Origin of the sequence: Bradyrhizobium sp. IC3123 (genome assembly GCF_020193625.1) — a bacterium.
Taxonomy (GTDB): Bacteria; Pseudomonadota; Alphaproteobacteria; order Rhizobiales; family Xanthobacteraceae; genus Bradyrhizobium; species Bradyrhizobium yuanmingense.
Genome location: NZ_JADYVF010000004.1, coordinates 530,482 through 543,770 on the forward strand (window position 1 = coordinate 530,482; position 13,289 = coordinate 543,770).

A 13,289-nucleotide genomic window follows, 5' to 3' on the forward strand; every position below is an offset into this window, starting at 1 on the left:
ACAGCTTAGAACGAGAGGCAATGCGGAGCGTTCCGGATCCGGATGTCACGAAGCCGCGCAAAACTTCGGCGGTTGCGGCGATTTGGTGGCAGTTCCTCTTCGCAAGTCAAACTCCGGCGACCGAAGTCCAGACATCGGCGAGCTTCTTTCTCACCGCCTGCGCGCGGGTCAGCGGCGGCGGCGTTTCGTCTTCTTCCGGCAGACGCAGGCCGACGACGTTGACGCGGCCGCCGGAGATTGATCGTGCGACCAGCACGATCTCGTCCAGCGGCAGCTCGGCGCCCTCTTTCGGCGCGTGGTCGAGATGGACGTCGAAATAATCTGCCAGGGTCAGCTTGCCGTCGTCCTCGCCGACCTTCACACCGTAGATCGCGGCGAGCTCGGCGAGCGTGTGCTCGCCGGAGACCATGAAGTCGCCGAGCAGATGCGGATCGGGCGCGGTGCTCGGCTGCATGTCGACGAAGAAACGGTCCAGCGCTTCGGCCTTTTCCGGCGGCGCCAGCAGATAGATGTAGTCGCCCGGTGCGATTGGATCGGCCTCCGTCGGCGTCAGGATGTGCTCGTTGCGGATCACCAGTGTCGGCTTGGACCAGGACGGGATCAGGCCGCGGCGGAAATACAGGCTCTTGGGCCGCACCGGATAGCCGACCAGCTGCTGCTCGAGCTGGCCGGGCAGATCGAGCTCGACGCGGCGGGGGCCGCGGTCGGCACGGGGCAGCGCCACGTGCAGCTTGCGCGCGGCCGGCGCCAGGGTCCAGCCTTGCAGCAGAAGCGAGATGATGACGACGACAAAGGCCACGTCGAAATAGAGATAGGCCTTGGGCAACCCGACCAGCATCGGGATCGAGGCCAGGAAGATCGCGACCGCACCGCGGAGGCCCGTCCAGGCGATGAAAATCTTCTCACGCCAGTTGAAGCGGAACGGCGACAGGCACACGAACACCGCGAGCGGGCGCGCCACCAGCATCAAGACGAGCGCGACGGCGACCGCTGGCAGCACGCTGGAACCCAACCGACTCGGCGAGACCAGAAGGCCGAGCAGCACGAACATCACGATCTGCGCCAGCCAGGTCGCGGCGTCGAGGAACGTCACCACCGAATTATGCGCGCGGGTCGGCCGGTTGCCGATGATGATGCCGGCGAGATAGACCGCGAGGAAGCCGGAGGCGTGCATGATCTGCGAGCCGCCGAAGATCACGAGCGCGGCCGTGGTCACGAAGGGCGCATGTAGGCCCTGCGGCAGGGCGACCTTGTTGAGCGCGATGACGACGAGGCGGCCGCCGAGCACGCCGACGACGGCACCCAGCACCGCCTCCTGGATGAACTCCATCAGCACATGGCCGGGCGAGCTCGATCCCAGCGATATGTATTCCACCAGCATCAAGGTGAGGAAGATCGCGAAGGGATCGTTGGTGCCGGATTCGGCCTCCAGCGTCGCGCCGACGCGCGGGCGCAGACGCAGGCCCTGGGTGTGCACCAGCAGGAATACGGCGGCAGCGTCGGTCGAGGCCACCACCGCCCCGACCAGCAGCGACTCCGACCAGTTGAGGTCGAGCGCATATTTGGCGAACGGCGCCGTGACCAGCGCGGTCAGCAGCACGCCGACTGTCGCGAGCACCACGGACGGCGCAAGCACGGTGCGGATGCTGGCAAAGCGCGTGCGCAGGCCGCCGTCGAACAGGATCAGGGCGAGCGCGACGGAGCCGACCAGATAGGTGGTGCGGACGTCGTCGAACTGAAGCTGACCTGGGCCGGAATCGCCGGCGAGCATGCCGATGATGAGGAAGACGAGCAGCAAGGGCGCGCCGAAGCGCAGCGCCAGCAAGCTGGAGAGGATGCCGGCCATGACGAGGACGGCGCCGAGCAATATGGCGAGACTGACGGAATCGAGAGAGGCCATCCACCTTCCGGGTAAAAAATCGCTGGAATTTCATCCTTATCGTTGGTGGACTCGCGCGCCAACCCATTTTCGCGCTTCGCGGCAATCTGCCCGTGTTTTACGGCCTTAACGCGCTTCACTTCACGGTGTATCGATGGCCCGGCCGCGTCCTTTGTGGGATTGTCCGGCGCCCTCGAATCAATTCCTCCCCGCTTGCCGACGAGACCCGATGGACATGGACCTCAAAGACTTCATGGAGCTCGTGCAGACCACCGCACGCAGCGTCGGGGCAGAATTCTCCTCACCCTGGTTCTACCTGCAATTCGGCCTCATCCTGGCCGCCGCCGGCATCGCCTATGCCGCGGAGGCCGCTATTCGCAGCCGTGTCGACCTGACCTCGCTGGCGATGCGCTGGCCGCTGCCGCTCCGGCATTTCGTCCGGGTCATGGTCGCCAGCGCCTCGACGGCGGTGTTCACGCTGCTCGTGATCGTCTCGCGCGTGGTGATGTATCACGCGACCTGGCCGAGCCGCTCCTATCTGCTGATGGTCGCAGCCAAGCTGGGTTTCGCCTGGCTGGTGATCCGGCTCGTGACCTCGGTGCTGCGCAACGCCTTCATCGTCAAGCTGGTGTCGATCACGGCATGGTTCATCGCCGCGCTCTCCATCGTCGGCCAGCTCGATGCGACGGTCGACCTATTGGATTCCTTCGCGATCGTGCTCGGCGGCCTCAGGCTGACCCCCCTCCTGGCGCTGAAGGCCGGCGCGCTGCTGCTGATCGCGCTCTGGCTCACCAACATCGCCAGCAATTTCGCCGAGAGCCGGATCAATTCGACCACCGACCTGACGCCGTCGGTGCAGGTGCTGCTGGTCAAGATCATCCGCATCGGGCTGCTCACGGTCGCCATCGTGATCGCGCTCGGCGCGGTCGGAATCGACCTGTCGGCGCTCGCGGTGTTCTCGGGCGCGGTCGGCGTCGGCATCGGTATCGGCCTGCAGAAGATCGTCGCCAATTTCATCTCGGGCATCATCCTGCTCGCCGACAAGTCGGTGAAGCCCGGCGATCTCGTCACCATCGGCGACAATACCGGCCGCATCAGCGCGATGAAGACGCGCTATATTTCCGTCGCTGCCGGAGACGGGCGCGAATTCCTGGTCCCGAACGAGGATCTGGTGACGCAGAAGGTCGTCAACTGGACCTATACCGACAAGAACACGCTGGTGAAGATCGCCTTCGGCACCAATTACGACGCCGACCCCAAGCTGGTTTGTACGCTCGCCGCCGAGACCGCCGCCGCTCATCCGCGCGCGCAGAAGGGCAAGCCGCCGACCTGTCTCCTGACCGAGTTCGCGGAAGCCGGGATGAAGTTCTCGCTGACCTTCTGGATCGCCGACCCCGACGGCATGGACAAGGTCAAGAGCGACGTGATGCTGGAGCTATGGGACGCCTTCAAGCGCGAGGGCATCCGGGTTCCCTATCCCGTCCGCGAAATCCGTATCCGCGGCGGCGCCCTGCCGGTGGAAACCGCCGTGGAAGTGCCGAATTAGGTCACTTTCACCCCCCAAGCAGGCCCTTCGGCTTGCATGAAGCCTGCCAATCATTAGATTGGGGCCTGAAATCAAGCCTTTCCACCGACATCGAGATCAGCCCGAGAAGACCTGACACGCATGAGCTACGTCGACGCCACCGAGACCTCCCTGCGCAAGACCGGACAGATCAAGCTGCACGGGCCTGCCGCCTTTGCCGGCATGCGCAAGGCGGGCGCGCTGGTGGCCAGGTGCCTGGACGAGCTCACCGACATCGTCGGGCCGGGCGTGCCGACCTCCAGAATCGACGAATTCGTCCGCGACTTCGCCTTCAGCCATGGTGCCTATCCGGCGACGCTGATGTATCGCGGCTACCGCTACTCGACCTGCACCTCGCTCAACCATGTTGTCTGCCACGGCATGCCCGGCGACCGTCCGCTGAAGGAGGGTGACATCGTCAACATCGACGTCACCTTCATCGTCGACGGCTGGTATGGCGATTCCAGCCGGATGTATGCGATCGGCCCAATCGCCCGCAAGGCGGAGCGGCTGATCGAGGTGACCTATGAAGCCATGATGCGCGGCATCGCCGCGGTGAAGCCCGGCGCCACCACCGGCGACATCGGCCATGCCATCCAGAGCTTCGTCGAGCCGCAGGGCATGAGCGTGGTGCGCGATTTCTGCGGCCATGGTTTGGGGCGCATGTTCCACGACGAGCCGAACATCATCCATATCGGCCGGCCCGGCGAGGGCGTGCAGCTCAAGCCCGGCATGTTCTTCACCATCGAGCCGATGATCAATCTCGGCAAGCCGCACGTGAAGATCCTGTCCGACGGCTGGACCGCGGTGACCCGCGACCGCTCGCTGTCGGCGCAGTTCGAGCACTCGGTCGGCGTGACGGCGACCGGCGTCGAGATCTTCACGCTATCGGCGCGGCACGGCGAGAAGCAGATCGGGTGAGCCCGGTGCGTCAGCTATTGCTAGCGGCGGCCCCCTTTGGCGGGTGGCGATTCTGCCTTTGCGCACCAACGCGTCGAGGACGCGCTTACTGACCTAGGCCCGAGTCCGGGTCTCGGTTGATCGTCCCAGATCTTGCCTTCGCCAGAAGGCCCCGCACAACAGCGCTGAGACGCACGCGACGGGCAACAGGCGGCCGACGTCGAGGTGAAAGCACGTGCATGATAGGAAAAGCATGACCACAATCACGTCGGTTTCGCTGACTGCGCAGGGAGTCGCACCTTTCCATGATCCGCCTCCGGTGTTCTAATGCAGGCGTCTTGACTGGGCATGGAGATATGGTCATGGCGGGTTCTGTCGAGCGGTGGCGGACGACATGAAGATCTACCTGCCGGACAACGAGCAGGCGCGGCAGCAAGCCCTCGAAACCTATCGCATTCTCGATACGCCGCCGGAGATCGCCTATGATGAACTGGCGGACTTGGCGGCGCAGATCTGCGGCTGCAGCGCCGGGCTGCTGACCTTCCTCGACGACAAGCGACAATGGCTCAAGGCCAAGTGCGGCCTGCCGCCTGACCTTACGCACGTGCCCAAGGAGATCTCGATCTGCCAGGCGACGATCTGCCATGACGATCTCATGTATGTGCCTGACCTCACGAAGGATCCGAGGTTCAGCGATTCGCCGTTGGTCGCCGGCGAGTTCGGGCTGCGCTTCTATTGCGGCATGCCGCTGATCAGCGAGGAGGGATACGCGCTCGGAACGCTGTGCGTCATCGATTTCGAGCCGCGCGAGCTCAGCTTCGAGCAGCAAGAAGCAGTGCGGCGGATCTCGCGTCAGGCCGTGGCTCAGCTCGAGCTCAGACGTAGACTCCGCGAGCGCGACGAGATGCTGGCCGAGCTCGACAAGGCGCGCGCAATGGCGGAGGCGGAGCGGAGCAAATCAGATGCGCTCCTGCTCAACATCCTCCCCCCTGCGATCGCCGAGGAGCTCAAGGCCAACGCGAAGGTGCGGCCGCGCTTCTACCAGTCGGTCAGCATCCTCTTCGTCGATTTCGCCGACTTCACCCGGCACGTCGAGGCGATCGAGCCGGCGCAGGTCGTGCACCAGCTCGACGAGTACTACAGCACGTTCGACGAGATCATTGCGCGCCATCGGCTCGAAAAGATAAAGACCATCGGCGATGCCTATCTCTGTGCCGGCGGCCTGCCCGAGATCAACCGGACGCACGCTGTCGATGCCGCGCTGGCGGCGCTCGAGATTCAGGACCTGCTCGCCAAGGCGAACCGTCAGCGCGAACGGCTGAGGCTGCCGCTCTGGATGGCGCGAATCGGCATCAACACCGGCCCGGTCATCGCTGGCGTCGTCGGAACGCGCAAGTTCAGCTACGATATCTGGGGCAACGCGGTGAACGTCGCCGCGCGTCTGCAGGCGGCCGCCGATCCCGGACGGATCAACATTGCCGAGGCGACCTGGAACCTGGTCAAAGCGCGCTTCACCTGCGAACCGCGCGGCAGCATCGAGGTGAAGGGCAAGGGGCCCACCCCGATGTACTTCCTCGATCGTATCAGGCCGGACCTGGCCGCCGATCCCGCAGGCGTCGTGCCCAACGATAGCTTCTGGCGTCACCAGGGCCCATGATCGCCAGCTGTGACGAAGGGCGGGAAAAACGGCTGATCATCATCCGCTTCATGCCGGAAGCGCACCTATGCAAGGCGCGCGCAATTGACGGTTGCAAAAACCACCATCCCCGGCAATGCTGGCGGCCGATGCCCGCGAAGCCTGACCACGACAAAAGCAAGCCTGACGAGACGCCGCATTATCTCGGCCATCGCGAGCGGCTGCGCGAGCGCTTCTATAGCGCGGGCGCGGATGCGCTCAGCGATTACGAGCTGCTCGAGATGGCGCTGTTTGCCGCGCTGCCGCGGCGCGACACCAAGCCGCTGGCGAAGACGCTGATCAAGACCTTCGGCTCGTTCGCCGAGGTCGTGCATGCGCCAGTGGCGCGCTTGCGGGAGGTCGAGGGGGTCGGCGAGTCCGCGATCAACCAGCTCAAGCTGATCGCCGCGGCCGCGCATCGCGTTGCCAAGGGCGAGGTCAACAGCCGCAACGCGCTGTCATCCTGGAACGAGGTGATCGCCTATTGCCGCACAAGCATGGCGTTTGCCGACAAGGAGCAATTCCGCCTGCTCTTCCTCGACAAGCGCAACCAGCTGATCTCCGACGAGGTGCAGCAGACCGGCACGGTCGACCACACCCCGGTCTACCCGCGCGAGGTGATCAAGCGCGCGCTCGAGCTGTCCGCGACCGCGCTGATCCTGGTGCACAACCACCCCAGCGGCGATCCCTCGCCCTCGCAGGCCGACATCCAGATGACCAGGGCGATCATCGACATCGCAAAACCGCTCGGGATTGCCGTGCACGACCACATCATCGTCGGCAAGAACGGGCATGCGAGCCTGCGCGGAATGCGGTTGATCTAGGCCAATCAGAACGCCTGGTTCTTGGCGGCTTTCAAGTGGTTTTCCGCGGCTGTGATGCCGGCGAATGCCTTCAGCGTCAGAGCGGTCGGTTGCGGCTTCCATTCCGCAACCAGTTTCTCGGCCTTCTCGAGCTCAGGCTTCGATAACATCGAAGCCATCTCGTTGACATTCTTGGCCGGCGCCACCTTCGACAGCTTGAAATAGGCATACGACAGGGACACGTCCCTCGGCGTGCCCTTTCCTGCGGAATATGCGCGGGACAGGCTGAAGAGGGCGCTAGGGAGCCCCTGGTCGCCGGCCATCTTCCACCACTTCAGCGCTTCTTCCGAATTCCCTTGCCGGTCATACATGAGAGCGACATCGTGCTGGGCACGCGCGTAGCCGGCCTTGGCGGACACAAGCTTGTACTTCAATGCCTGATCCGGATCCGTTGCGACGACGCCCACGCCTTGCCCGTCATAATAGCAGCCGAGCTTATAGGCTCCGAGCGGATCGTTGGCCGCGGCCGATTTTTGAAACCACTCGAATGCCTGGCTGCGATCCTGCTGTGTGCCGATGCCGTTATTGTGCATCATGCCGACATGATATTGCGCCTCCGCATCTCCGCGATTGGCCAACGCGACCATCGCATTGAAGGTGCGGCTGTCATTCGCGCTGGCGGGCGCCGCGACAAGCAGAAGGCACGAAAAGGCCAGGGCAACGAATTTCATGTCAAAGCCCGATCGAGTTTGAACGATTCCTGTCTTGGTCTCTCCAGATGCGAGAAAAGTTCGAGCCGGCAATATTCCGGGGTCAAGGCGATTTTTGGCCCATCCGAGTTCGTCCCGTCAGGGCACGACCAAACGCCGCGCGGCCTTAGCGGTCTCGGCCGACGCCCTACTGCCGCAGCATGATCAGGGGATCGGCGGTGTCGGGGACGCGGCGCCACTGCGCGTTGTCGTCGGCCTCGAATTGCCAGGCTTCGCCCGATTTCGACATCAGGATGATCTGGCCGCGCTCGAGGCGCCATTGCGTCGGGTTGAACTGCGCGATCGTGGCGTCGCATCTCGGCTTGAGGAAGACCTGGAAATTGTCCGCATCAGCCTCGGTGTTTGTCAGCGTCAGCCCGCACACCGGCTGGCCGTTGCGGCGCACCATCGACCAATCGCCGATCATCTGGTCCATTGACTTTGCCATCGAGCGCGCGGCGGCGAGATCCTGCAGGATGTAGACGCCCTCGCCCTGGCGCAGGCCCTCGAAGATGCCGGCCTCGACCTCGGTGAAGTCGATCACGGCTTCGCCGGTCGCATCCTGCAGGCGCACGATGTCGAGGCCCCTCACGCTCCAGGCCACGATGTCCTTGGTGAAGGGCAGCGCGGTCTTGCAGGACGGCTCCAGCTCCAGCTTGAAACCCTGGCCTGCGGCGTCAGCCTTCAGCGTGACGACGCAGGTCTTGCTGCGCTCGGTGGTCGAGAGCTCCCATTGTCCGGGCATCTGCTTCTTCAGGCTCGCCGCATCCTGCGCATGCGCGATGCCGATCGCGGCCAAGGAGGCCGCGACGGCGCCGATCGCGGCCAGGCAGGCCGCAACGACATATGCGAGAAGGCGACGAGCGATCATCAGCGTCCCTTGACCGGCGTTTCCGCAACCGGCGTCAGCGGCGCCTTGCCAGCGAACCAGGCCTTGAGATTGTCGACCACGAGCTGGTCCATGGCGTTGCGCGTCACCACCGAGGCCGAGCCGATATGCGGCAGCAGCACGACGTTCTGCATGGTCTTGAGCTCGTCGGGCACGTTCGGCTCGGCCGCAAACACGTCGAGCCCGGCGGCGAGAATGGTGCCGGATTTCAGCGCCTGGATCAGCGCCGGCTCGTCGATCACCGAGCCGCGGGCGACGTTGACCAGCACGCCGCGCGGGCCGAGCGCCTTGAGCACCTCTTCATTGATCATCTTGTTGGTGCTGGCACCGCCGGGCACGATCACAACAAGCGTGTCGACCGCTTTCGCCATCTCGATCAGGTCAGGATAGTGCTTGTACGAGACGTCCTTGGAGGGATTGCGGGAGTGGTAGACCACCGGCACCAGCGAGGCATCTAACCGGCGCGCGATGGCCTGGCCGATCCGGCCCATGCCGACGATGCCGACCTTGCGGTCGCGCAGCGAGCCGACGCTGAGCGGATAGTTCTGGGTCTGCCAGAGCCCGGAGCGGACATAGCGGTCGGCCTTGATGAACTCGCGCAAGGTGGAGATCAGAAGGCCCATCGCGACGTCGGCGACCTCCTCGGTCAAGACGTCGGGCGTGTTGGTCACGATAATGCCGTGCTCGGCCGCATATTTGGCATCGATGTGGTCGTAGCCGACGCCGAAGCTCGCCACCATCTCCAGCTTCGGCAGCTGCGACAGCGAGTCCTTGTCCGCGCGCACGGTGTGGTAGGTCACCGCGACGCCGCGGATCTTGTCGCGGACCGCCGGCGTCAGCCGCTCGAGATCGCCGCGCGTCTCTGCCTTGTGCACGACGAAATGATCGGAAAACCCGTTCTCGAGGATCGGCCGCACCGGCCCATAGATCAGAAGGTCGATCTTTTCGGACGAAATCGAACCGGCAGCCATCAGTTTTCCTTTCCAAGCGCGCTCTCATGCCAGCGCCGTAAAACGAGGTGGGAAACTAGCGCCAGCACCCCATAGATGACAATCCCGGCCAGCGACAACAGAAGCAGCGCGGCGAACATGCGGGGTATGTTCAAGCGATAGCCTGACTCGGCGATCCTGTAGGCGAGCCCGGAGCCGGCGCCGGCCGTTCCGGCCGCGATCTCGGCCACGACCGCGCCGATCAGCGACAGGCCGCCGGCGATGCGCAGGCCCCCGAGAATGTAGGGCAGCGCCGCCGGCAGCTTGAGGAAGCGCAGGGTTTGCGGCTTCGATGCGCCATAGAGCTGGAACAGGCCGGCGAGGTTGCGGTCCACCGAGTTCAGCCCGAGCGTGGTGTTCGACAGCACCGGGAAGAAGGCGACGATGAAGGCGCAGACGACCACCGCGGTCTGCTGCTCCAGATAGATCAGCAAGAGCGGCGCGATCGCGATGACAGGCGTCACCTGCAGCACGATTGCATAGGGGAACAGCGAATATTCCACCCATTTCGACTGGTTGAACAGCAGCGCCAGTGCGATGCCGCCGATGCTGGCGGCGACAAAACCTTCGAGCGTGGTGACAAGCGTGGTCGCCAGCGATTGTGACAGCACCGCCCAGTCCTTGATCAGTGTCAGCACGATGACGGAGGGCGCCGGCAGCACGTAAGGCGGGATCTCCCTGATGCGGACCACGAGTTCCCAGGCAAAGAGGCCGGCTGCGAAGACGATGACGGGCAGCACGAAGCGCATCGCGCGTTGCGCGCCGGACGATTTTGCGGGCACGGGAGCTTGAGCGTTCATAGCGTCGACTGCCCCGAATAGGACGGCGCCAGCGCGGCCGACACGCGTCGGCAATAATCGGAATAGGCCGTCGAGGTGCGAAACTCCTCGCCCCGCGGCTCGACCGTCTCGATGCGGATGTCGGCCTGGATGCGGCCGGGGCGCGCCGTCATGACGACGACGCGCTGCGACAGATAGACGGATTCGAACACCGAATGGGTGACGAAGATGACGGTCTTGCGTAAGCCTCGCCACAGCGCCAGCAGATCGTTGTTGAGGCGGAAGCGCGTGATCTCGTCGAGCGCGGCGAACGGCTCGTCCATCAGCAGGATATCGGGATCGGTGACAAGCGCACGCGCCAGCGACACCCGCATCTTCATGCCGCCGGAGAGCTCGCGCGGAAAGGCATCGGCGAAATCAGCAAGGCCGACGCTGGCCAGCGCCGCGTCGGCACGCGCGCGCCCCTCCCCCTTCGGCACGCCGCCGAGCTTCAGCGGCAGGCGCACGTTCTCGCGGACGTTGGCCCAGGGCATCAGGGTCGGCTCCTGAAACACGAAGCCGATGCCGTGACCTGGCTGCGCCTCGCCCTCATGACGCGCCACCCGCACCGTGCCTGATGACGGCGCTCTGAGGCTTGCGACGAGCCGCAACACCGTCGACTTGCCGCAGCCGGAGGGTCCCAGCAGCGAGATGAACTCGCCCTTGCGGACGGCAAGGTCGAACGGGCCGAGCGCCATCACGCCGTTGTCGTAAACCTTCGTCACGCCGCGCAGGCTGACGGCGAGAGCCGTCAGGCTGGCCTCGACGGTAGATGAGGCCTTGTGGTCGATCATCGATGGCCGGCAGCTGTGGGCATCGGTCGAGCAGCGTCCCTCACCTCTTCCCGACGGGGAGAGGTCGGCGCGTAGCGCCGGGTGAGGGGCTTCAGGTCCCACGAGAGAGCGTAACCCCTCACCCGCATCGCATCTTGTGATGCGATGCGACCTCTCCCGTCGGGAGAGGTGTAGAATGCCGAGCCACCTACGCCTGACCTCACCATGCGTTAGGGCTTGTTCGGGCGCAGCTCGATGCCGACGCCCTTGTTGACGAAGCGCAGCGTGTAGGATTTGCGGTAGTCGAGATCCGCCTTCACGACCCCAGCCTTGACCATCTTGTTGAAGAAGGAGGCGTAGCGCTCGTCGCTCATCGCGCCGATGCCGTTCTTCAAGCTGTCGCCGGAATCGACGATGCCGTGCTCCTTCATCTTGACGACGGAATAGGCCAGGAGATCGTCGGTCATCTCCGGGTTGAGCTGCTTGATCAGGGCATTGCCGGCGGAATTGTCCCGGTAGAGGTAATTGTACCAGCCGATCATGGAGGCATCGACGAAGCGCTGCACGAGGTCGGGCTTCTTCTCGACGATCTCGCGGCGGGTTTCGATCAGCGTCGAATAGGTGTTGAAGCCGTAATCGGCGAGCAACAGCACATTGGGCTTGAAGCCGGCGGCCTTCTCCACCGCAAACGGCTCGGAGGTGACGTAACCCTGCATCGCGCTCTTCGGGTTGGCGATGAAGGGCTGCGGATTGAAATTATAGGGGCGGACGTTCTTGTCGCTGAAGCCGTATTCGGATTTCAGCCACTGGAAGTAGCTGGTCATGCCTTCCTTGGAGACGAACAGCGTCAGCGGCTTGAGGTCCTCGAGCTTGGCGACCTTGGCATCAGGCTGCGTCAGCATCACCTGCGGATCCTTCTGGAAAATCGCGGCGATGGTGATGACGGGAACGTTGTTGGCGACGGCATCGAACGACATCAGCGTGTTCGCGGCCATGAAGAAATCGATCTTGCCGGCGATCAGCAGCATCCGGTTGTTCTCGTTCGGGCCGCCGGGGACGATGGTGACGTCGAGGCCGTATTTCTTGTAGGTGCCGTCGGCGACCGCCTGGAAGAAGCCGCCATGCTCGGCCTCGGCGACCCAGTTGGTGCCGAAGGTGACCTTGTCGAGCGTTTGGGCGCGCGCCGGCGCAAAGGAGGCGAGAGCGGCCAACAAGCCCGCAACTAACGCTCGCCGCAGATGAAAGGGGGTCATAATGGCACTCCGTCGATCGTGGCTGGCCCAATCGCGACTGGTCCGGGTGAAGGCAACGCGATAGAACCGCATGACATCAGGGGATGCGAGCCGCCCGGGCCCGCATCCCCTCATACCGCAAATTACGTGACAAATTCGGGCAAGGAAACCTCGATGACGCCCTCCCGCGACTGGATCGACATCGACTGGGCTGATGCGAGCCCGGACGAGGCGTCGCGCTGGATCGCGGTGCTGCCGCTGGCGGCAACCGAGCAGCACGGCCCGCATCTGCCGCTGACGACGGACGTGCTGATCGCGGACGCCTATCTGGCACGTGTGCGCCAGCTGTTACCCACCAGCATTCCGGCGAGCTTCCTCCCGGTCGAACGGGTCGGGATTTCGACCGAACATATCGACTATCCGGGCACGCAGACGCTGCCGACTGAAATCGCGCTGAGGAAATGGGCAGCGATCGGCGCGGACGTTGCACGCCGCGGCGTTAGGAAGCTCGTCATCGTCACCAGCCATGGTGGCAACAGCGCGGCCATGATGCTGGTTGCGCAGGACCTGCGCGCGCATCACAAGCTGTTCGTGGTGACGACGTCGTGGTCGCGGCTCTCGGGCGCGGACAAATTGTTCCCGGCCGATGAAGTGCGGCACGGCATTCACGGCGGCGCGGTCGAGACCTCGATCATGCTGGCGCGCTATCCGGATCAGGTGCGCAAGGATGCGATCGCCGATTTTCCCGCGAGCAGCATCGCGATCGAGCAGCAATATCGCTGGCTGTCGACGCAGCGGCCGGCGCCGTTCGCCTGGCAGGCGCAGGATCTCAACACCAGCGGTGCCGTCGGCAACGCGACGCTGGCGCAGCCAGAGAAGGGCGAGCAGCTGCTCGATCAGGGCGCGACGGCGTTCTGCGAGCTGCTGGGTGAGGTCGATAACTTCGACGTGAACAGGCTTGCCAAGGGTCCCCTCGGCTAGGGGGCATCTTCCTGGATTCATTCAGGAAAGATCTATT

12 protein-coding genes are annotated in these 13,289 nt (G+C 64.3%); 5 read left to right on the forward strand and 7 right to left on the reverse strand.

The window, feature by feature from the left end:
- Positions 1-106: 106 nt before the first annotated feature.
- On the reverse strand, positions 107-1,900 hold the full coding sequence (locus tag I6F20_RS16885; protein WP_225127050.1) for a potassium/proton antiporter: 1,794 nt from the start codon (positions 1,898-1,900) through the stop codon (positions 107-109).
- Between the two features lie 208 nt (positions 1,901-2,108).
- On the opposite strand from I6F20_RS16885, the gene I6F20_RS16890 reads away from it, so the two are divergent.
- The 4 genes from I6F20_RS16890 (at position 2,109) to radC (ending at position 6,842) form a co-directional block, all read left to right on the forward strand.
- Complete coding sequence (locus I6F20_RS16890) at positions 2,109-3,425, forward strand: mechanosensitive ion channel family protein (RefSeq protein ID WP_036014217.1); 1,317 nt, start codon at positions 2,109-2,111, stop codon at positions 3,423-3,425.
- A gap of 120 nt (positions 3,426-3,545) precedes the next feature.
- Entirely contained in the window at positions 3,546-4,364 is an 819-nt protein-coding gene (gene map / locus I6F20_RS16895) for a type I methionyl aminopeptidase (RefSeq protein WP_036014218.1), read from the forward strand.
- Between the two features lie 373 nt (positions 4,365-4,737).
- Positions 4,738-6,000 (forward strand): adenylate/guanylate cyclase domain-containing protein, encoded by a 1,263-nt coding sequence (locus I6F20_RS16900; RefSeq protein WP_051057161.1) that lies wholly within the window; start codon positions 4,738-4,740, stop codon positions 5,998-6,000.
- A 128-nt stretch (positions 6,001-6,128) separates the two neighbouring features.
- On the forward strand, positions 6,129-6,842 hold the full coding sequence (gene radC / locus I6F20_RS16905) for a RadC family protein (RefSeq protein WP_225127051.1): 714 nt from the start codon (positions 6,129-6,131) through the stop codon (positions 6,840-6,842).
- Between the two features lie 5 nt (positions 6,843-6,847).
- Here radC and I6F20_RS16910 read toward each other — a convergent pair whose 3' ends face one another.
- From I6F20_RS16910 to I6F20_RS16935, 6 genes are all read right to left on the reverse strand, one after another.
- On the reverse strand, positions 6,848-7,624 hold the full coding sequence (locus I6F20_RS16910; RefSeq protein WP_225127052.1) for a tetratricopeptide repeat protein: 777 nt from the start codon (positions 7,622-7,624) through the stop codon (positions 6,848-6,850).
- Between the two features lie 94 nt (positions 7,625-7,718).
- Positions 7,719-8,441: an AprI/Inh family metalloprotease inhibitor gene (locus tag I6F20_RS16915; RefSeq protein WP_036014220.1), complete on the reverse strand. Its 723-nt coding sequence runs from the start codon at positions 8,439-8,441 to the stop codon at positions 7,719-7,721.
- Positions 8,441-9,430, reverse strand: a complete 990-nt coding sequence (locus I6F20_RS16920; RefSeq protein WP_057027479.1) for a 2-hydroxyacid dehydrogenase — start codon at positions 9,428-9,430, stop codon at positions 8,441-8,443. The genes I6F20_RS16915 and I6F20_RS16920 overlap by 1 nt, the downstream gene beginning before the upstream one ends.
- The gene (locus I6F20_RS16925) at positions 9,430-10,248 is read right to left on the reverse strand and encodes an ABC transporter permease (RefSeq protein ID WP_057027478.1); all 819 of its coding nucleotides are present in this window, start codon (positions 10,246-10,248) and stop codon (positions 9,430-9,432) included. The genes I6F20_RS16920 and I6F20_RS16925 overlap by 1 nt, the downstream gene beginning before the upstream one ends.
- Positions 10,245-11,060 (reverse strand): ABC transporter ATP-binding protein, encoded by an 816-nt coding sequence (locus I6F20_RS16930; RefSeq protein WP_225127053.1) that lies wholly within the window; start codon positions 11,058-11,060, stop codon positions 10,245-10,247. Before I6F20_RS16930 ends, I6F20_RS16925 begins: the two co-directional genes overlap by 4 nt.
- Positions 11,061-11,269: 209 nt before the next feature.
- Complete coding sequence (locus tag I6F20_RS16935; protein WP_225127054.1) at positions 11,270-12,292, reverse strand: ABC transporter substrate-binding protein; 1,023 nt, start codon at positions 12,290-12,292, stop codon at positions 11,270-11,272.
- Between the two features lie 153 nt (positions 12,293-12,445).
- Between I6F20_RS16935 and I6F20_RS16940 the strand changes: the two genes are divergently transcribed.
- On the forward strand, positions 12,446-13,252 hold the full coding sequence (locus tag I6F20_RS16940; protein WP_225127055.1) for a creatininase family protein: 807 nt from the start codon (positions 12,446-12,448) through the stop codon (positions 13,250-13,252).
- The last annotated feature ends 37 nt before the right edge of the window (positions 13,253-13,289 follow it).